The 19,949-nt window shown below is 51.7% G+C and carries 22 protein-coding genes; 4 read left to right on the top strand and 18 right to left on the bottom strand.

All coding sequences use genetic code 11. The annotated features are described in order from the left end of the window. Nucleotides 1-4: 4 nt before the first annotated feature. The 4 genes from EHV15_RS15055 to atoD all read right to left on the bottom strand — a co-directional run bounded on the left by EHV15_RS15055 (nt 5) and on the right by atoD (nt 3,917). Nucleotides 5-1,297, bottom strand: coding sequence for a CitMHS family transporter (locus tag EHV15_RS15055; RefSeq protein WP_128631923.1), 1,293 nt, complete (start codon nt 1,295-1,297; stop codon nt 5-7). A gap of 46 nt (nt 1,298-1,343) precedes the next feature. Further along, nucleotides 1,344-2,525, bottom strand: coding sequence for an acetyl-CoA C-acetyltransferase (locus EHV15_RS15050; RefSeq protein WP_128631922.1), 1,182 nt, complete (start codon nt 2,523-2,525; stop codon nt 1,344-1,346). A 70-nt stretch (nt 2,526-2,595) separates the two neighbouring features. Further along, nucleotides 2,596-3,255: a 3-oxoacid CoA-transferase subunit B gene (locus EHV15_RS15045; protein WP_281281636.1), complete on the bottom strand. Its 660-nt coding sequence runs from the start codon at nt 3,253-3,255 to the stop codon at nt 2,596-2,598. Continuing rightward, entirely contained in the window at nt 3,252-3,917 is a 666-nt protein-coding gene (atoD, locus tag EHV15_RS15040; RefSeq protein WP_128631921.1) for an acetate CoA-transferase subunit alpha, read from the bottom strand. The genes EHV15_RS15045 and atoD overlap by 4 nt, the downstream gene beginning before the upstream one ends. Before the next feature lie 437 nt (nt 3,918-4,354). Between atoD and rpoN the strand changes: the two genes are divergently transcribed. After that, entirely contained in the window at nt 4,355-5,674 is a 1,320-nt protein-coding gene (gene rpoN, locus EHV15_RS15035) for an RNA polymerase factor sigma-54 (RefSeq protein WP_128631920.1), read from the top strand. Between the two features lie 61 nt (nt 5,675-5,735). Here rpoN and EHV15_RS36535 read toward each other — a convergent pair whose 3' ends face one another. The 8 genes from EHV15_RS36535 to EHV15_RS15010 form a co-directional block, all read right to left on the bottom strand. Continuing rightward, entirely contained in the window at nt 5,736-5,894 is a 159-nt protein-coding gene (locus tag EHV15_RS36535; RefSeq protein ID WP_178075864.1) for a hypothetical protein, read from the bottom strand. Between the two features lie 159 nt (nt 5,895-6,053). Further along, nucleotides 6,054-6,227: a hypothetical protein gene (locus EHV15_RS36530; protein WP_178075863.1), complete on the bottom strand. Its 174-nt coding sequence runs from the start codon at nt 6,225-6,227 to the stop codon at nt 6,054-6,056. 43 nt (nt 6,228-6,270) lie between these two features. Beyond that, nucleotides 6,271-6,444 (bottom strand): hypothetical protein, encoded by a 174-nt coding sequence (locus tag EHV15_RS36525; protein ID WP_178075863.1) that lies wholly within the window; start codon nt 6,442-6,444, stop codon nt 6,271-6,273. Between the two features lie 48 nt (nt 6,445-6,492). Further along, nucleotides 6,493-7,197 (bottom strand): hypothetical protein, encoded by a 705-nt coding sequence (locus EHV15_RS15030; protein ID WP_128631919.1) that lies wholly within the window; start codon nt 7,195-7,197, stop codon nt 6,493-6,495. A gap of 16 nt (nt 7,198-7,213) precedes the next feature. Next, nucleotides 7,214-8,140: an ABC transporter ATP-binding protein gene (locus EHV15_RS15025; RefSeq protein ID WP_128631918.1), complete on the bottom strand. Its 927-nt coding sequence runs from the start codon at nt 8,138-8,140 to the stop codon at nt 7,214-7,216. 41 nt (nt 8,141-8,181) lie between these two features. Beyond that, nucleotides 8,182-9,510: a radical SAM/SPASM domain-containing protein gene (locus EHV15_RS15020; RefSeq protein ID WP_128631917.1), complete on the bottom strand. Its 1,329-nt coding sequence runs from the start codon at nt 9,508-9,510 to the stop codon at nt 8,182-8,184. A gap of 16 nt (nt 9,511-9,526) precedes the next feature. Further along, nucleotides 9,527-11,041, bottom strand: coding sequence for a radical SAM protein (locus tag EHV15_RS15015; protein ID WP_128631916.1), 1,515 nt, complete (start codon nt 11,039-11,041; stop codon nt 9,527-9,529). Nucleotides 11,042-11,062: 21 nt separating this feature from the next. Beyond that, nucleotides 11,063-12,856: an ABC transporter ATP-binding protein gene (locus tag EHV15_RS15010; protein WP_128631915.1), complete on the bottom strand. Its 1,794-nt coding sequence runs from the start codon at nt 12,854-12,856 to the stop codon at nt 11,063-11,065. Nucleotides 12,857-12,930: 74 nt separating this feature from the next. Between EHV15_RS15010 and EHV15_RS15005 the strand changes: the two genes are divergently transcribed. Next, entirely contained in the window at nt 12,931-13,668 is a 738-nt protein-coding gene (locus EHV15_RS15005) for a LytR/AlgR family response regulator transcription factor (protein WP_128631914.1), read from the top strand. 62 nt (nt 13,669-13,730) lie between these two features. Here the strand turns inward: EHV15_RS15005 and EHV15_RS15000 are convergent, their stop codons facing one another. Next, nucleotides 13,731-13,952: a hypothetical protein gene (locus EHV15_RS15000; RefSeq protein WP_128631913.1), complete on the bottom strand. Its 222-nt coding sequence runs from the start codon at nt 13,950-13,952 to the stop codon at nt 13,731-13,733. After that, the gene (locus tag EHV15_RS14995; RefSeq protein WP_128631912.1) at nt 13,901-14,245 is read right to left on the bottom strand and encodes a sigma-70 family RNA polymerase sigma factor; all 345 of its coding nucleotides are present in this window, start codon (nt 14,243-14,245) and stop codon (nt 13,901-13,903) included. Before EHV15_RS14995 ends, EHV15_RS15000 begins: the two co-directional genes overlap by 52 nt. A gap of 179 nt (nt 14,246-14,424) precedes the next feature. Here EHV15_RS14995 and EHV15_RS14990 point away from each other — a divergent pair, with 179 nt between their 5' ends. Next, entirely contained in the window at nt 14,425-14,640 is a 216-nt protein-coding gene (locus EHV15_RS14990; protein ID WP_036625559.1) for a hypothetical protein, read from the top strand. 162 nt (nt 14,641-14,802) lie between these two features. On the opposite strand, the gene EHV15_RS14985 is transcribed toward EHV15_RS14990, so the two are convergent. Continuing rightward, complete coding sequence (locus EHV15_RS14985; protein ID WP_281281635.1) at nt 14,803-15,801, bottom strand: Gfo/Idh/MocA family protein; 999 nt, start codon at nt 15,799-15,801, stop codon at nt 14,803-14,805. A 294-nt stretch (nt 15,802-16,095) separates the two neighbouring features. Between EHV15_RS14985 and EHV15_RS14980 the strand changes: the two genes are divergently transcribed. Further along, nucleotides 16,096-16,746, top strand: coding sequence for a pectate lyase (locus EHV15_RS14980; RefSeq protein ID WP_425464473.1), 651 nt, complete (start codon nt 16,096-16,098; stop codon nt 16,744-16,746). 188 nt (nt 16,747-16,934) lie between these two features. On the opposite strand, the gene EHV15_RS14975 is transcribed toward EHV15_RS14980, so the two are convergent. From EHV15_RS14975 to EHV15_RS14965, 3 genes are all read right to left on the bottom strand, one after another. Further along, nucleotides 16,935-17,558, bottom strand: coding sequence for an SGNH/GDSL hydrolase family protein (locus EHV15_RS14975; RefSeq protein WP_128631911.1), 624 nt, complete (start codon nt 17,556-17,558; stop codon nt 16,935-16,937). A 196-nt stretch (nt 17,559-17,754) separates the two neighbouring features. Next, on the bottom strand, nt 17,755-19,194 hold the full coding sequence (locus EHV15_RS14970; RefSeq protein WP_128631910.1) for a sensor histidine kinase: 1,440 nt from the start codon (nt 19,192-19,194) through the stop codon (nt 17,755-17,757). 4 nt (nt 19,195-19,198) lie between these two features. Beyond that, on the bottom strand, nt 19,199-19,933 hold the full coding sequence (locus EHV15_RS14965) for a response regulator transcription factor (protein ID WP_128631909.1): 735 nt from the start codon (nt 19,931-19,933) through the stop codon (nt 19,199-19,201). Between the last annotated feature and the right edge of the window lie 16 nt (nt 19,934-19,949).

The raw sequence follows: 19,949 nt of genomic DNA, 5'->3' as shown, positions 1-19,949 counted from the left end.
TCTTTTATATCGATATGGTTCCTGTGATGAGCGCTATAACGGTAAACACAAGCGACGTTCCCCAGGCCCACTTGAAAGTAAATTTCTGGTGCTCCGCCAGGTCCACCTCGGAGAGGGCGACGAGCAGAAACGTCGACGCCGTGAGCGGGCTGAGCGGAAAACCGACGGTCATCTGTCCGAAGATGGCGGCCCGTCCGATTTCGATCGGGTCCATCCCAAAGTTGGCCACCGCTTGGGCCAAAATCGGCAGCATCCCGTAATAGAACGCGTCCGGCGTAAACACCAGACTCAGCGGCATGCTAATGACGGCTAGAATCAGCGGCAGGAACCGCGCCATCGAATCGGGCACGATTGAGACCAGCGAATCGGCCATGGCGGCGATCATCCCCGTACCGTTCAGGATGCCGGAAAAGATGCCGGCCGCAAAAATCATGCTGGTCACGAGCACAATGCTTTTGGCATGGGCGTTCAAACGCGCCGACTGCTCTTTCAGTTTGGGATAATTGACCAGCAGGGCCACGGCAAACCCAATCATAAACAAAATCGTATGCGGAAAAACATGCGTCATCAGACCGACGATCAACAGCACCGTGAACACCGCGTTAAACCAGAACAGCTTGGGACGGCGCATCGCCTTTTGTTCCTCGGTCAATTCTTCTTCCATATTGTAGTTGAAATCAATGACGCCCAGCCGCTTGCGCTCCCTTAAGCCCAGGAAAAAAGCGACCGCCAGCACATAGATGATCCCGCCGGCCATGGACGGAAGAATCGCGGTGAACATCTGGCTGGCATCGGTTTGCAGCGCGGACATGGCCCGCGCCTGTGTCCCCGACCAGGGAACGAGATGCATCGTCCCTGCCCCCAAAGCGACCACACAAGGCAAGATCAGCTTGTTGATCCCGATGCGCTTGTAAATCGGCAGGAAAGCGGTGATCGTAATCATGAAGGTCGCGGTCCCGTCGCCGTCCAGATGCACGAGCATCGTCACCGCCGCCGTGCCGACAATAATTTTCAGCGGATCGCCTTTGACGGCGGACACCACTTTTTTGATTATAGGATCAAACAGCCCGGCATCGGACATCAGTCCGAAATAGAGAACGGCGAACATCAGCATAATGCCCGTTGGAGCCACCTGGATCACGCCGTTTAAAGTAGCCTCCCCCAGCTGATCCCAAAATCCGCCGATTATCGCGAACAAAACCGGTACGATCACCAGCGCGACAATGACCGACACCTTTTTGGTCATAATTAAATACAGAAATAGAGCAATCGTTAAAATACCTAGCAAAGCCAGCATATTCTACCTCCAGATACAGTCTGTACTGAAAAATATGGCTTAGGCGCTATACCAGCTCCACGATCGTGGACACGCCCATGCCGCCGCCAATACAAAGCGTAGCCAGGCCGCGTCCGGCGCAACGCCGCTTCATCTCGTACAGCAGCGTCACGAGCACCCGCGCGCCGCTGGCTCCGATCGGATGACCCAGCGCCACGGCGCCGCCGTTGACGTTTAAGCGGTCCTCCGGAAAGCCCAGCTCGCGGGCCACCGCCAGCGCCTGCGCCGCAAACGCCTCATTGGCTTCGATCAAGTCGATGTCGGCTACAGTCAAGCCCGCCTTGGCCAGCGCCTTGCGGGTCGCCGGGATCGGCCCGGTGCCCATGATCGCCGGATCGACGCCGGCGCTTGCGTTGGCGCGGACAACGGCCAGCGGCTTGATGCCAAGCGCTTCGGCCTTGCGCCGGCTCATCAGCACCAGCGCGGCCGCGCCGTCGTTGATGCCCGACGCGTTGCCCGCCGTCACGCTGCCCGCCTCGGTAAAGGCCGGTTTCAGCTTTGCCAGTTTCTCTACTGTAACCCCTTCGCGCGGGCTCTCATCTGTGGCAAAAATCACAGGCTCACCCCGGCGCTGCGGCACGGATACGGGGACGATCTCCTCGGCAAAGACCCCCTTGCGGATGGCCTCGACCGCTTTTTGCTGGCTGCGGGCGGCGTACTCATCCTGCTCCGCGCGGCTGATGCCGTACTTCGCGGCGATATTTTCCGCCGTAATCCCCATATGGTAGCCGCCCATCGAGCAGGTCAAGCCGTCGCTCACCATGCTGTCCACCACCGCCCGGTCGCCCATCCGGTATCCTTGGCGCGCTCCTGGCAGCACGTAAGGGGCGGTGCTCATCGATTCCATGCCGCCGGCCACCACGATCTCCGCCTCCCCGCTATAGATGGCCTGGGAAGCGAGGTGAACCGCTTTCAACCCGGACCCGCACAACAAGTTCAACGAAGTCGCCGGCACCTCCTGCGGCAATCCCGCCAGCAAAGCGGCGCGGCGCGCCGGGTTTTGCTTTTCGCCAGCCTGAAGCACGTTCCCCATGAACACTTCATCCACCATGTCCGCGGAAATCTGCGCCCGGCTTACCGCTTCCCTGATTACGGCGGCCCCAAGCTCTGCGGCGGGGACCTCCCCCAACGCTCCCATAAAAGCTCCAATTGCCGTACGGACGGCGCTTACTATGACTACCTCGTTCAAATTGCTTCCTTCCTTTCGTTAAAGAGATTGTTCTTCCCGGTATTGAAAACCTGGCTCATCGAACTTGCCATCAAAGTTGCTGCAGATTGACGGCAAAAGACGCCAAGGTTTTCGCTTTTACCGTGTCCAGGTCAACGCCGTCCGCCAGTTCGATCAGCTCCAGCCCCCGCTCCGCAAAGCGGAACACGGCCAGCTCGGTAACGATCATGGACACCACGCCGACGGCCGTCAGCGGCAGCGTGCAGCACTTGACGATTTTCGCCGCGCCGTCCTTGGCGCAATGCTCCATGGCGATGATGACTTTTTTGGCGCCGGTGACCAAATCCATCGCTCCGCCCATGCCCGGCACCATTTTTCCAGGAACCATCCAGTTGGCCAAATTGCCTAGCTCATCCACCTCAAGTCCACCGAGCACGGACACGTCCACATGACCGCCGCGAATTAGCGCAAACGACACGGAGCTGTCGAAATAGCTGCCCCCGGAGCGAAGGCCGGTCGGCTGACCGCCCGCATTCACCAGATCCTTGTCCGTCTGTTCGTTCACATCCGCCAGGCCGATAAACCCGTTTTCGGATTGAATCTGGATATCGATCCGCGGGTCCAGAAAACCGGGAATCAATGTGGGCAGCCCGATGCCGAGATTCACCACATCCCCGTCGCGGATTTCCAGCGCCACCCGTTTGGCGATTTTCTGTTTGGCCGTCAGAGCCTCCGTTTCGCTTCCCTTCATTCCCGTTCACCTCCGCTTTGCACGATTTTGTCCACCAATATCCCCGGAGTGACAATGCTGTCCGGGGCCAGCTCGCCAGTCTCCACGATCTGCTCGGCTTCCGCGATAATCATATCCGCAGCCAAAGCCATGATCGGGTTAAAATTGCGCGCCGACTTGCGGAACACCAAATTGCCCGCCCGGTCCGCCTTGTAAGCTTTCAGCAAGGCCACGTCGGCGCGCAGCGGGGTTTCCAGCAAATATTCCCGGCCGTCCACGGTCACCTTCGGCTTGCCCTCTTCCACCAGGGTGCCGAGTCCCGTGCGGGTCAACACGCCGCCCAAGCCGGCGCCGCCCGCGCGGATCCGTTCGGCGAACGTGCCCTGCGGGGTCAGTTCCACTTCCAGTTCGCCGGCGATCATTTGCCGGCCCGTCTCCGGATTGGTGCCGATATGGGAGGCCACCAGTTTCTTCACCCGGCGCTGGACGATCAGCGGCCCGCAGCCTTTGTCGACCGTTCCCGTATCGCTGGAGATCAGCGTCAATTGATCCAGCCTGCTGTCCAGGATCGCCCGCACCAACCCCTCGGGAGCGCCAACGCCCATGAACCCGCCCATCATGACCGTCATTCCGCTCCTGAGGAATGAAAGCGCCTCGTCGAGCCGAATTACTTTGTCATTCAACTTTCCTTCACCTCGTTGCAGCTAAAATGTGTTTCAATTAAACTAACAAGCAAAAACCGTGCCAAACTCCGATGACAGTGGCGGAAAAGCCCGGCACTCCAGCAAAAAATAAAAATCCGGACACGTGTATCCGGATCAAGGGGACAGGCAGTATTTCTAAACATTTAGAACGGAACCCGCTCCATGGAAGACGGTTCCGCGATCTGCAAGCGTTCCAGCTTTTCATAATGGAATCCCAGATATTTAGAAGAAAAGAAAGCAAACGATGCGTTATCGCTCATTTTTGAACCCAATGTGAACTTTGGCCAAAAAAAACTTTTTCCCCCGCCTAAAAAGTAAAGGCTAACTTCTTTTTGCGGCGAAGCGGTGTATCATATTAAAAAAATCGCGCTACCCGGTGTAAATCACCACCGTTATATGGAAAGGAGTTCACCCGCGTGCACACCCAAATCCGGACCAAGCAAAACCAATCCGCGCAGCTGAACGTCAATCCGCAAATGCTCCAAACGTTTCGGCTGCTTGCGATGCCGGATGGCGAGTTGGAACGCCTAGTCAGCGAAAAGGCGCAGACCAATCCGTTTATCGAAATCCTGCCGCCGCGGCCAAATAGACGTATGTCCGCCAGCCTATCCAGGCAAACCGCCGCGGGCTTGTCCGCCGAACTGCTCGGCTACAAGTTGAAAGCAAGAAAAACGAGAGAAGAGGAAATCTGGGAAGAGTTAAAATTCAGCGTGGATGATCCTGTGGTGAAAAAAGCGCTGCAATTCCTGATCGGAAATTTGGACGAGGCGGGGTACTTGTCCCCGGACATCGACCGCCATGCCGAGCGGGCCGGCATTTCCCGCGCCGCGTTCGCCAAGGCGCTTCGGCTGCTGCAGCAGGATGGCGCGCCCGGGATCGGCGCCCGTTCATTGCAGGAGTGTCTGGAACTGCAGTTGATTCGCGCTAACCGAAAAGACTCCTTGGCCTATGTGATGGTCCAACGCTACATGGAGGAAATGGCGCGGGGCGACTTACAATCCATCGCCAAGGAGACCGGAGCTCCTCTTGCAAAAGTAGCGGAAAGCCTGAGCCGCATCCGCAAGCTGCAGCCCCGGCCGGGATTCGTATACGGAGACGCCGGACCCGCTCCTGCGGCAAAGGATATCGCCGCCAGCGTCACATCAGACGGCAGCCGCCTGAAAATCACCTTGAATTCGGTCAAGACCGGTCTGTATGAAGATACCGGCTATCTCGAAGGCATAAAAGAGGCATGTTCCGGGGAGTTAAGGCAGCAAATCGACGAGGCGCGGACGTTGGCCCATCAGTTGGATTACCGCCGTACGGTGTTGTTAAAAGTGGTAACCGCGATTGTGCGGAAACAGCGGGCTTTTTTTCAAGACGGCTTCCATGGGCTCAAACCGCTTAAGCTGGAACAAATCGCCGGCAGCACAGGGATGCATCCGTCTACCGTCAGCCGCGCGATCAAAGACAAATGGCTGGATACGCCTTGGGGCGTCTTCAGCTTCAAATATTTTTTGGCGGGGGGAATTGAAGCGAAGTCCGGGGACATGCTCGCCGCCAGCGCGGTCAAACAAATCATCCGCGAGTTGATTGCGGGCGAGGATAAAGCCAAGCCCCTTTCGGATCAGCTTATCGCCGATCTGCTCCAGGAACGGGGGATCTCCATTTCCAGAAGAACGGTCGCCAAATACCGGACGCAAGCAAAAATCGCCCCGGCCTCACAGCGCAAAATGAATCCGCTTACTGATGTTTAGGCGTTCGGCGCGAAATTATACGCGGCTATAAGGGCAATCCATTGAACCGGATTCGCCAAGCTTACTTTTGTCTTCCAACAAGAAAGTAAATGATCGCTAATACAACAATCAGAACGAGCGAGACGATGAACATGGTCATGGAGTTTAGCATCATCGTCATAAAGATCATGCCCAAGGCGATGGCTACGCCGGCAGATGAAATAATCTTCTTCGGATTCATTCTTCCTTCCTCCCAAATAAGCGGTATCAAGGCTGGGAAGATATCTCTTCTCAGCCTTGATGCCGTTAAACTAGTACGACATTTGAAAACAAAAATCGGATGCATTATACTAAATCATATGCATAAATAGGTAGATTATGCATATACTAACGGTGCAGGTCAAGCATTATTGGAATATGCCGTCAAGGAACCGCCTGCCGTACCGCCCAAGGCTCCGAAGGCGATAGTGGTGCCTCCGCCTACGAGGCACCCCCCTGCACAGCCAACCGCGCATGCGCCGGAGCAAAGTGTACCCGAACAGTTGTCCATCGGTTCAATGCTTCCCATAGTCATGTTTTTCACCTCCCCCGCATTTCATGTTTCAAGATTCACATTCTTAGGCATTGTTGGAGTATGCCGTCAAGGAACCGCCTGCCGTGCCGCCCAGGGCTCCAAAGGCGATAGTGGTGCCTCCGCCTACAAGACAGCCGCCTGCGCAGCCAACCGCGCATGCGCCGGAGCAAAGTGTACCCGAACAGTTGTCCATCGGTTCAATGCTTCCCATAGTCATGTTTTTCACCTCCTTTCCCAATCCTTCGCCTACCGAAGATGCTCCTGTCTAGATCGCTCCGATTTTCCATTTGGCCTGGCGCTTAATTAATTGAGAACACAGCCACAGCAAAAGGAACGGAAGCACGATGGAAAGCCCCCCCAGAATAAAGGGATTGAAAGACGTCAGCGGTGTTTGCATGGAAATTCCCCATATTCCAAACGTCATTAGCATCGTAAAAGCGGTCGTGATAAAAAGCGTGTTCCGGAAAAACCAGTAGATAAATGACAGTACAATCAGCATGGAACCGGCGAACAACGGCGACAGTATCAAGGCTCCCAAAACATTAGCGGCATTCAACTCAAAGGGCAGCCCCATGATATACACGATCATCACAATATCGCATACGGTGCAGATCATGTAGATGACATAGCTGATTATGAACGCGGCCAATGTTTTAATCTGCCAGATCAAACTCGGCTTCAGTCCCGTCGTCATCAGGATCAGCAGACTTTTATTCATCCGCTCTCTTTGCAGGCTTCTGGCCATCACCGTATTTCCGTAAAATGGGATAATAATTGGGGCCAAATACAGGATCGAGTATGTTGCGGTACTTAACAGCAGCTCCGTGTGATCCTTGAAAGTGCTTGCGTAGTTTTGCAGCGAAAAAAATTGCTGATACAACGCAAGCAACAGAATCAGAATCAAATTCAGCTTGGAACTTCGCAATTCCTCTCTGAGTTCCTTAACCAATAACGGCTTAACCACAGCCATTCCCATTCCCCCCCTTTTAATTGGACTTCATAAAATCCATATATATATCTTCGATATTTTTGTTTTCCTCATATGCTTCCCTGACTTGCAGTTTGTTTTCGAAAATGATGTCCATGATTTTTTCCTTAGTATGGTGTGCCGTCAGCCTGGCATGCAGCACTTTCTTTACATCGTCATAGGGATCGCCGGGGAAAAGGGCCTGTACTTTGGCTCCGTCCACATCCGGATGAAAAAAGATGTGAAATACCGCATCCTCCCTATACATGTCTCTGATCTCGTTCAGCGTATTGTCATGAACAATCCGGCCGTTCTTGATAAAAATCATCCGTGTGCATATTTCGTCCACCTCTTTTAAATTATGCGAGGTGATCAATACGCCCAGCCCCTCATGACGCATGGAAGCGATAACGTCCATCAGATTTCGCTTGGCCTCCACATCGATGCCGTCAAAGGGCTCATCCAGAATCAGCAGGGCGGGACGGTTCAAAATGGCCCGTCCGAACGCCAGCCGTTGAATCATCCCTTTGGAATATGTGCCGATCCGCTTGTTCTGCGCGTCGATAAGCCCTGTTTTATCCAAGGCATCGTCGACAGCCGCCGCCAGTTCCTTGCCTGCCATTGCCCCGATTTGCCCGAAAAATTCCAGGTATTCCCGGCCTGTAAGTAAAGGATACATTCCACTGCTCTCCAGCATAACGCCTATTCGGCGGCCAACCTGGTCAAAGTGCTTATTGCAATCCGTATGTAACAAAGTAATGCTTCCGCTGTTGGGTTTGTAGAAATCCAATATAGTCCGGATTGTGGTGGTTTTTCCGCTGCCGTTGGGGCCTACCAGGCCAAGTACTTCCCCTTTATGGATTTCAAAGCTGATGTTTCTAAGAATCGGCTGATTGGAGAATGACTTTTCAAGATTGCTTACCCGCAACAACAATTTATCGGTCATGGATTAATGCTCCCTTAAATGTTTTAGGTGCGTTAAGTGCGCTATAAGTAAAGGCGCGTGATGAAATCATCCGCCTTAAAATCCGTTGCCATGATCGAAGCGGCCGAATCCGAGGCGGCAGCCACGGAACAATATGCCTGGTGCAGACCGTCCCGTTCATTGGCCTCCACTTCAAACACCGAACAATCGGAACAAAAGTATTTCATGCTGCAGTTGCGGCAATGGCTGACCTTGTTCTTGGTCATTTCCCAAAAGTCATAGAGCCTGTCCTTACTTAAGACGGACATAATGCCTTCTTCCCGGATATTACCGATAATTTCGCGAATCTCGGGACAAGATGTTACATTCCCTAGGCTGTCAATCGAGAATACACCATACAGACATGTATTGTACTGCTGCCGCATAAAGAATTCCTGCTCATACTTGTAGCGCGCAATCGGCTTGGCGTCTCCTTTGATGTGAGTGAGCTGTTCCCGGCCGTCCGAAGCGACAACCTCGCTGACCATTGGCTTTATTCCCCATCTTGCTCCAATGGCGCCGATCATCTCTTCGGCTCCATCCCTGTTCATCCCGGTAAGCTGGAGTGTAATTGCTACAGGCAGCTTGGCTTCGCTGAGCCGGTCCAGCAACCGGCACTGAGCCGCAATAAGCTCTTCCGTCCCGGAATCCGCGCAGCTTGAGACGCTTTCCACGCCAAACAAAACAATATTCAGCTTAAATCCGGGATACGCCTCATACATTGTTTTGATCTGTTCAAACGAAGCTTCTGTACCATTGGTAATCACTGTAAGAGCTAGGGGTTCATATACTTTTGCGGCGTATGCTGCGATCCGGTTGAGAGTTTCCCATTCCAGCAGCGGACTTCCGCCCCTCAGTATAAGCTCCTTCACCTCCAGATTTCGCAAAACGTCGATGATGGCTTCATAATCCATATTCCCAGCAGGGGATCCGGTTTTGCTGCCCACACAACTCCTGCAGCCCATCCAATTGCTATAGCTGGCGGAATCGCAAAACGAACAATCCTGGATGCACACTCCACCCAACTCCAGATAGACCCGAACGAAATAAGGAACCGGCGTATTAAAACCTTTCATCGTTGCCGGCATGTTGAACCGGTACTTCTCAATATGGGTTTTGGCCGCGTAATATTTCCCCATCCCCCAATCTTCCAATTGGTTCAACAGAAGATGGATTCGTTCCTGAAACATTTGATAATCAGGATAAGCTTCAATCTCATTATTCGCTTCACAATGGCCGATGAATTGGCTAGCCGCTTGATCCAGCAAAACAATCTTATTGTTTTTCATATCATATAAAGAAGAGTTGCAACCTTTTGTCAGATATACAAGACTAGATAACCTGAAATACATGTTTGACCCTCCTCTATTAAAAAGTAGTCAGCGGCTGATCCAATTCTATCGTGTCGCTGCTGAATATAAATTCCGCATCAGGTTTATCCTCGCAAATGCTGGTATAGAGGCTTAGGTTGTTGCGCATGACGTTTAAATGATTGGCGCAAATCTCCTTTTGCTTGCGGAATGCTCCTTCCGTCTCAAAGTTGACAAAACACAACCCGCACAGCTTTTGCCCTGGGCACTTGTCGCAACTTGCTGCAATATTCTCCCGAAAATTGGACACCATTTGAATGACCCGGTCGGTATGCAGGCCTGCATGCACATCCCCAATCGGATTGGTTCCGTTGACCCGCTCGCAAATGTCGATAACTCCATTGGAATTTACGCATAATTTTTGCCCAGGCACGCAAGAACCCGTCGCCGGCATATAAGCGGGCTTTCCGTCCAGTGCCCTTCTGCGCGTAATGATGGAAAGAGCGCTTGAGCCAATAAGGGAAGTCAGGTATGAACTCGAGGAACAGCCGCATGTTTTTTGCGAGAAATACTTGTCTCTGAGTCTCTTCTCCCTATCATGGTATTGTTGTATATCTTCTTTCGAAAATTTTTGATAATAACATGAATTAGTGTCCGATACCCGATTTACAAAAATCGCTCTCGGAACTGTGGTATCCCGCTCTCCATCTTCAAAAAACTGCTCCGTCTGCTCCACATCCGTCAGGAAATCATAAACGCAGACCGCATTGACTCGCGTCCGGTAATATTCGGGATGCTTCTCCCTGATCCTGTCAACATTTTTCTTGATCCGCGCAAAGCTTCCGCCTCCGCCTACGGTGACCCGTAACCGATCATGCTCCTGCTCCGGACCATCAATACTGATGGCCAATCCCACATCATGCATCTTAAGATAGTTCACTACTTCATCCGTAAGCAGCAGTCCGTTAGATGTCATCATAAAATAAACCTTGTCGCCCAGCTTCTCTCTGGCATATTCCACTGCGTACTTCACCGTAGTAAAATTCACTAGCGGCTCTCCCCCATAGAAGGTAATCCCGAATTTCTTGCGGGGATTTCTCGCCAATTGAGGGGCAATTAGTTTATGAAAATAATCGATCGCTTTTTGGGCGGTGTCGGTAGACATATAATTGCAGGTTTTGTTTTTGGTCAATGCATATTCATCCGAATAAATACAGTATTTGCATCTCAAATTGCAATCATCGGTCACGGACAAAATAAGCTGATTGGTTAAGTTGGCTCCCAATTCCGCTTCAAAGTTATCATAGGAAAGGGGGGAGTCCTTCCATTCCTCCCTATAGAAGGCGCCGAGGTTGTTTTTCCAGTAATCCACCCAGTGCACCTTGTCGATCCATTCTTCGGCTGCATACTCCTCGGGGATATTGGCCAGAAGCTGTGCCGTTTCCGTTGTCTCCAACAGCTTCAAAATATTCTCCAGCATACCGCTCCAAGGAAAGATCATGCTGGTTACATCGTCATACAGGTAAGAATTGCCCTGCCGGGTCGTAAATCTCATCGTCACTCTATGCTTCATTGGAACTCCTCCTACAGTGGATTAAACGACTACCTTCTCGGGTAGATCCAGATCAATGTAACGGTTGAAGGAAATGTCCGCGCTGTTCTCATGAGAGACAAAGATGCATGTTTTTCCGACGAGTTCTTGTTCCACCATCCTGGTTATCATGGCTTTACTTGTCTGGTCCAGGTTCGTTGTAGCCTCATCGAAAATGTACAAATCCGGCTTTTTGATGACAGCCCGCGCGATAGCAATCATCTGCTTTTGTCCGCCCGACAAAAGGGAGCCGTTTTCGCCGACATTCGTATAAATCCCCATGGGCAGAGACTTGCACATTTCGTTCAGCCCGCTTATCTTCAAAGCCGCCGCAACGTCGTCGTCACAGACATCGTGGATGCTGTACAATACATTATCCTTGATCGTTCCGTTGAAAAGGAAAATGTCCTGCGAAACGATACCGGCACGTTCCCGGAGGGTGGCCTTGTTTAGTTGCCTCAGGTCATAGCCATCAACCCGGATTTCTCCTTCGTAATGCTCGTATATGCCAAGCAACAGCTTCAATAACGTTGACTTGCCCGAGCCGTTTCTTCCCCGTATTAAAACCTTGTCTCCGGGCTTGATGATCAGGTTAATATTTTTAAACAAATCCTCATTCATATCTTCGTGCCTGAAGGTAAGCGAATGTATCTCAATATGTCCTTTCAAAGAATGGACTTCAATCTTCCCCGTATCCTCTTTCCCGGTTTGATATTTCTGGAAGAAAGAACCGACCCTACGCAGGGCGTTCCATCCCGGCTGAAGCCCCATAAACGACATGGACAATGTTTGTACCGGCGTCAAGAGCTTAGGCAGATAACCGGAAAAGGCAAAATAAGTCCCAATCGTCATATTGTCTTGTATGATATAAATCCCTGAAAGCATTAGCACGGCAATCGTCATCATGCTGCCTATCAAATTAACAGCTTCTGTTGTGAAATTTATCACAATTCCTTGCCGAACAGTCAGCTTGGTTAATTTTTCATTAATAGCGTCAATTTTATTGCCCTCATCCTTTTCCTTGTTAAACAGTTTGATCTCGGTGATGCCGTTGATCACCTGCTGAATCGTACCGGAAGCCCGGGCGCTTTCTTCCATTGTTTTCTTAATAATCGAATTGATTTGGCCCATCATTCTTTTGATCAGGATGTAGTAAACCGGCAAGAATAAAAAAGAGATCAGCGTCAGTTTAACATTCAATTGAAACAGAATGACCGCCGCCAGAACAAATTCGCCGATACTTAAAATAAACTTAAAGGTCGTGGATGAAAACAAACTTTTCATCGCATTGACTTCATTGACTCTCGCCAGGATATATCCCTTTTCCTGTCGAGTAAAAAATGCCAAAGGAAATGTCATAATTCTTCGAAATAAATCTTTCTTGATATCCAGTACGATAAATTCGCTCATGACTGTGAATTTGTAGCTGGATATGTAGTTCAAGACGGCATATACAAGGTAAAAACCGGCAACAGCGAGCGAGCAATAGATGAGAATCTCTACATTCCGGGCGATAATGCCGTCATCCACGATCACTTTCAACAAATACGGCGGCACAACCGACAAGATGCTCAATACAACCATAAGTATTAGATTGAATAGGATGCTTGAACGGTACGCTCTTAAATATATTTTTAAATATTTGATATCTTCCAACCTTTTTTTAATAAGGAATCCCCTCCCCGATAAGGTGACATCTCCCGTCAAAATCACTATAGCACAGACGCCGAATTTTGGGGATAAATGGTTGCGAATAGCAAAAAAATGTGTCCGAACCACATTTTGGGTAATGTTCATGATATAATCGACTTAAATCCAATTTAGATTTAATCATGAACCCATTCGCAAATCGAAGCAAAGGAGGCCCTTAAATGTTCCGCGTTGCCGTTTGTGACGATGAAGAGGTGGAGCATGGTTGGCTAGAGCGATTATTCAAGGAACTTTCGAACAGCACGCCTTATACCTTTCGCCTTGATCATTTTTTTAACGGTGAAGATCTGATCGAACATTATTTGAAGCACGAGCCCTTTCCCTTCCATATTCTTATTTTGGGGATTGAGATGGACGGAATAAGCGGCATTGAAACAGCCCAAATCATTCGTTCCCTTCCAGACCATGACGTGCAGATTATATTTTTAGCCCATTGCCCGGAATATACCATGACAAGCTTTGATGTTCAGCCATTCCAATACCTGCTTAAACCGGTCCCTTGTGAAGTGATGACGAAGAAACTGATTCATCTTTGCCAATATATTTCGACTTCTGTCCATCGATTTATCGTCATCAAATTCGAACAAGAACAGATTGTGTTACGGGTAAATGATATCCTTGCCATCGTAAAAGTAAAGCATAACTTAAGCAAAAATAAGCTAAACGTCATTACTGCGCAGCGTCAGTACATCATTACAGGCACAATGATGGAGTACATAACCAAATTAGACCCACCATTTTTACCCATTCATCGCTCCGTTATCGTGAATTTAGTTCACGTCCGCAAATTTACCGCAGCATCTGTGATCATGTCCAATGGAGATGAATTTCCGATTGGACGTTCCCAAGCCAAAAAGTTTAAAGACACCTATGCACGCCATATGCTGGTGCTGCAGTGAGGGAATTCGTCTGTACTATGAATTAATACGATGACAGAAAATCCCCTGTGGCAGGGGATTTTCTAATCATCCCGCTCCTTGATCATCTCCAGAAACTCGAGAATGATATCGGAAACGGCGTCTTCTTCAGACATATGGATAAACTTGCTTGTATGCAAAATATCGCCTTTAAACAACTCAATCAGCTTTAACGTCGATTCGGGATCGTTTTCCCTCGCTTTGCGCAGCAAATTCAGGAACTCTTCATCATCCGGGACAACTCTTTGATCATCTTTCGTTTCCATTTGTTCACCCCTTGCTGAGTCATATTCAACTCGCGGGCGACTTCCCCCTCTGTTTTGTCCTGTAGAAAGAGTTTGTAGATGATCGTTTTCCCCGTATCGGAAGGAAGCGCATTGATCAACTGTCTCACAACGATTTTGTTATCAGAAGATGAGGTGAAGCAGGTTACGGCCGGCTCGACTCCATTGAACGAACATTCCCGTTTTCTTACAGTCTTGGCTTTGTACTGAACCCTCCAAGCGATCCGATAAACTTCTTTCCGATATTGCTCGTACACGGTGTGTTGTTCTTTCATAACTACTTCCCCCTTTCATTTTCATCTTCTATATATAGGGAAATTTTGGGCTATTATATACAACCATAATTATAAAGCTAATTATTATTATAACATTTTTTCTAATTTTTGGTTGTACTTTGCCCAAATAAATTTCACTATATAAGTGAAAGGCCCAAAAAATCAAAGGAGGTATTAGCATGCAAGTTGCGGATATCGTGTCGTTGGTTGCCAATGTCGGGTTTCCTGTAACGCTGTGCTTCATTCTGATCAAGTATGTGCTGCAGACCGTCGGAGATAAATTGGGCAAAATCGAAACCTCGCTTGAGGAACTTTCCGAGCAGGTGCAGCAGTTGGAAAGCATGGTGGATGAAGAAAAAACGGGAAACGCGTTCTCCACGAAAAAAATAATCTAGCAACTGTCAGACATCCCTGCTGAAAAGGTTGTACCGCCGGGGCGGCTAAAAGCTGCCCCTTATTATACATATTCCGGGCTGCTCCATTTTAGAACATTCGTCCAATGACTTTGCCAGAAAAAAAATCCCGCCAAGGCTCCCCTAGCCTGGCGGGATAAAATTTTACGCTTGTTTTTCAAACGGATAACGCAGGCCCCACGGTTCGCGGATTTTGTCGAGCAGGCGCATGATGGCCAGCGACTCGTCCAGCGGGATTTCCGCGCTTTCGGTCAGCCCGGCGCTCAAGACCCGTCCGACCTCCTCCGCTTCAAACGCATACCCCTTCGTTTCACGGTCGTCGATAAACGTTTCCGCTTCTTCCCCATCCGCGTACAAGGTGGCGGTTTTGGCGTTTAAGAAGCCGGGGATGTATATTTTCCCGTGGGTGCCGTGAATGTACGCATCGTTGCCGATCGCCAGCCGGACGGCTCCGTTCAGGGAGGCGATTTTGCCGTCTTCATAGGTGAGCAGCACGGAAAAATGCTCGTCCACTCCAGTTTCCCCCAGGTGAGCCGTGCTTTGGATGCGCTGCGGATTGGCGCCCAGCACCATCGCGGCGAAGGAAACCGGATAAATGCCGGCATCCAGCAGCGCGCCCCCGCCCAATTCCGGGTTGAACAACCGCCCGGCCGGATTCCAGTCGGCGCGAAAGCCGAAATCGGCTTTCACCAGGCGCACCTCGCCGATCCGCCCGGCGGCCAGCCACTCCCGAACCTGGCGAATCGCAGGCAGAAACCGCGTCCACATCGCTTCCATCAGAAACAGCTTGCGTTCCCGCGCGTAAGCGATGAGTTCCTCCAGCTCGGCGCTGTTCACCGTAAACGGCTTTTCGCATAAAACCGCTTTGCCGGCCCGCAGCGCCAGCATGACATTGTCCTTGTGCAAAGGATGCGGAGTGGCCACATAAACCGCGTCCACGTTCGCATCCGCCAGGAGCTCTTCATAACTGCCGTAAGCCTGCGGGATATAGTATTTATCCGCAAACGCCTTGGCCTTTTCCAGCGAACGAGATCCTACTGCGTATGCCTCCCCATTCCCGGCATGGGCCAGATCCTCCACAAATTGCTCGGCAATCCAGCCTGAGGCCATAATGCCCCACTTGATTTTCGCCGTTTCTGCCACTTACGAATCCCCTCCTGAGTCAAACGAATAATTTTCTCCATGATTATATCTTTTCGGGAGGCGCAAGGAAATCACCTGCCATACAGGGAAATTTGCACAGATTAAATCACAAATCCCAAATATTGTATTCAACACTCATATTATTACTCCAAAAGAATATTATTGGATTTGGGTGCAGCCGGAGGTGCACATCTGGAAGCGCATCCAACGGTGGAAGCAGCATACGTTTTTGACCCACCGAAAAATTTCTTTGGCGAAAGGATGGAATGTGATTTGAAAAAAGCCGCAGCCTTAATTTTGTCCAGTGTATTATTGGTAGCGCTATCAGGGTTGTCACCAGTGAAAGCCGCGTCCCCGATCGTGGTCAACTCAACGATTCTGGTGAAAGCAGGGGAAACGTTTGACGGGAAAGGCCAGACTTATGTGGCGAATCCCGACACCTTGGGGGACGGCGGCCAAGGCGAAAACCAGAAGCCGATTTTCAAATTGGAAAACAACGCTACCCTGAAAAACGTCTATATCGGCGCGCCGGGCGCCGACGGCGTGCATGTTTACGGCAACGGCACCATCTCAAACGTGACCTGGCTTGACGTAGGCGAAGACGCCCTGACGCTCAAAAAGTCCGGTACGGTCAATATTACCGGCGGTGGAGCATATAAAGCCTACGACAAAGTGTTCCAGGCCAACGCGGCCGGCACGATCAACATAAAGAACTTCAAAGCTAATGACATCGGCAAATTAGCCCGGCAAAACGGCGGCACTTCGTATAAAGTAGTGTTCACGCTGGATAATTCGGACATTTCCGATGTGAAGGACTCCATTTTCAGAACGGACAGCAAAACGAGCACGGCCAAAATCACAAACACGCGGTATCATAATGTCCCCACGCTGTTCAAAGGTTTTGCTTCCGGTAATACCAGCCAGTCCGGGAATACGAAGTATTAGAAGCGGCTTCCCCACTGCGTTTTTGTAAAGATCCCGGGAATAACGACATAAATTTCCTCTATTTTGCGACAGGAGCGAGCACATCTCGAAAATAACGGCACAAATTGTCTCTATTTCCAACAGAGGTCGGGTTTGCGCAAAAAGGGACCGCCGGAGCGAATTCCTCCGGCGGTCTTTCCGATCAGAAATTACACTCCGGCGGCTTTGATCCAGGCATCCGCGATCAGGCCGTGTCCCGCTGCCGAAGGATGGACGCCATCCGGCGCCCAGTAAGCCGGCTTAACTTTGGCGGAAGCCGCCGCAAACAAGCCGTCGAGCGGAACGAGGATCGCTTCGAATTCGCGGGCGAGCTCGCGCGTGATGGCGATTTTCGGATCAAGGTCAACGCGCCACTGTTTGCGGTCCTCCGGAACCGGCAGCACAAACGGCTCCAGCAAAATCAGCTTGGCATCCAACCGCTCCTTGGTGCGTTCCAAAATATTGCGGTAATACGCCTCAAATTGCTCCTCGCTCGTTGCGTCGTTCGAATCGTACCGCCGCCAGGTGTCGTTAATGCCGATCAGTATCGATACCCAAGTCGGTTTGAGGTCAAGGCAATCCCGGTCCCAGCGGTTTTTCAGATCGATGGCCCGGTTCCCGCTGATGCCGCGGTTTACAAAAGAAAGGTTTTTCTCCGGGAACAGATGCCCCAGCCGCGAGGCCACCATCAGCGGATAACCGAGGCCCAGCGATGCGCTGTCTTCGTAATTTCTCCCGCAGTCGGTGATGCTGTCTCCTTGAAACAATACAACGTCGTTCTCCTTAAAAAACATGTGTGACTGCTACTCCTTTCGTTTCCCCAGGTTAGTCCGGCTTTCGGAGCGGATCTTATGTAAGCGTTGTCGAATCTGGGCTGGCAAACCGCCCGCTGTCGTACGCATATATTATAAGCCATTTGCCGGCTTGCCGGAATACGGCAATTACCGGACAATTCAGGGCGGTTGCCGGGCAACCGCCGGTGCGATCGCCCTATTCTCCCGCGGCTGCGGCGGCAACCGCAAACGTCACTACCGCTCCACCGTCCTCCGCGTTGCCGGCCTTAATCCAGCCCCCGTGGCTTTCAACCAGCCGCTTGGCGATGTACAGGCCCAAGCCGGAATGGCCTTCCGCCTGCCCGCGCGCTTTATCGGCCCGGTAAAAACGCTCAAACACCTTTTCCTCCTCCCCAGGGTTAAAACCGGGACCGGTATCCCGAATCCGATAAACGACTTGTCCTCCTTCGGTTTTGAGACCAACTTCAATCCGCCCGCCTTCCGGAGTGTAAGAAATACTGTTGGAAATAATATTGCCGAGGATCCGCTCCAGCTTCTCCGTATCGATCCGGTATTTCCCCCCGGCCCCTTCCGGGTGAAAAAGCAGGCAAATCCCCTTGTTCCCGGCGGCCGGCTTGAATTGCCCCACCAGCTTTTCGGTCCAGGGGACAAGCTCCACCGGCGAGACGTTTAACTGCCCTTCGAACCGCTCCAGCTCGGCGCTGTATTGAAGCTGGCGCACGAGCCCGGCGCTTTTTTGGGCATTGTCGTGAATCACCGAAAGATAACGGCGCTGCTTGTCATCCGCGACCCCGGATTCCAGCAAAGCTTCGGCATAACCCGAAATGAGCGATATCGGCGTTTTCAGATCATGGGCAAGCGCTTCGATCATTTCGGCTTTTTCCCGCTCCAGCCTCCACTGCGCGGACAAGGAAGTGCGAAGCTCCTCCTGCATTTGCGCGAACGCGGCGCACAATTGGCCAAGTTCATTGCCGGAGCGGTACTCAATCGTGAAGTCTAAATCCTTGTCGGCGATTTTGCGGGACGCCTGCATCAGCATGCGGATCGGCTCGTTCATCCGCCCGGCGATTCGTCTTGCGAACAGCAGCGTAAACAGCAGGATGTAAAAAAACGGCGACAGCAAAATAGCGATGAAAACGGCCGCCAGCCAGCCGCGGCCTTCGGTGTACGTCGGGCTCAGCGTATAGGAGAGCAAAATGGCGCCCGAAATCCGCCCGTCCCCGCCGATCACCGGCACCGTCTGGACAAACCTGCCGCGAAGGCCGGTCACCGTATTCAGCCCGTCGTACAATTGCTGTTTTCCTGCGAAAATTTTTTCTCGGAAGGTTCCGTAGATATAGTTCCCCTCACCGTCGACCACCTGATAAAGGAAGCCGGCCGCGGGCACTTTGGCTTCCAGCGCTTCCCTCCGGGACGGGTCGAGCAAAGCCGTGTTCTCCTCCCGGATGTATTCCTTAATGCCCGGAATTTGCTTTTCGTAAAAATTGGCCGGGTAGACGCTGCTGTTTTCCATCCGGGTGAACAGCAGGACTCCAAACGCATAGGTGATGGCGGTAGCCAGCAAGCTGAGCGCAAGGATCAGCACAAAGCCAAGGATAAACTGCGACTTCAGCGACCAATGGGCGATTTTTTTCATGCGCTTACCCCTTATTCCATTTGTAGCCGATGCCCCATACGGTCTGGATATAGTCCCCGGACGGATCGGCCGCGGCCAGCTTGGCCCTGATTTTTTTGATATGTTCAACGACGGTGGACGAGTCGCCTTCCGCATCCAACCCCCAAATCCGTTCATACATTTGCTCCCGGGAAAAAACCTGCCCTGCATGCAGCGCAAGCAGTTCGACGATTTCGTATTCCCTCCGGGTCAGTCCCACCGGCTCGCCGCAAACCGTCACGGCCATGCCCTTCAGGTCGAGCTCCAGGTTTCGCCAGCGGAGAAGCGTCTGTGCGGCTTTTTCCGTACCGGCGGTGCCGGTGATATCGGCAGTGCCTGCGGTGCCGGCGGTCTGTCTGGCGCGTTCCTCCCGGCGCAGGTTGGCCTCGATGCGGGCGAGAAACTCCCGCAGGCCAAACGGCTTGACGATATAATCGTCGCCTCCGAGCGAAAAGCCCTTGACCCGGTCGTTTTCCGACTGCCGGGCGCTGACGAAAAGGATCGGACAGCGAACGGTGTCGCGGATCGCCCGGCACACGTCAAAGCCGTCCCGCCCCGGCATCATGATGTCCAAAATGACCAGGTCGGGCCGTGAGCCCGCCAGCTCGATGCCGCGGTCTCCGTTATACGCGGCCAGCACGTTGTGCCCCCTTGCCGTCAGCTCATCCGCCAGCAGCTCCACCATATCCCGCTCGTCGTCAACGATCAAAATCGTACTCATCGCAACCTCCGCCAAT

This window comes from Paenibacillus oralis, from assembly GCF_003863965.1.
GTDB lineage: Bacteria > Bacillota > Bacilli > Paenibacillales > Paenibacillaceae > Fontibacillus > Fontibacillus oralis.
Note: the sequence above shows the minus strand (reverse complement) of the source record. Positions and strands in the feature narration are given on the sequence as shown.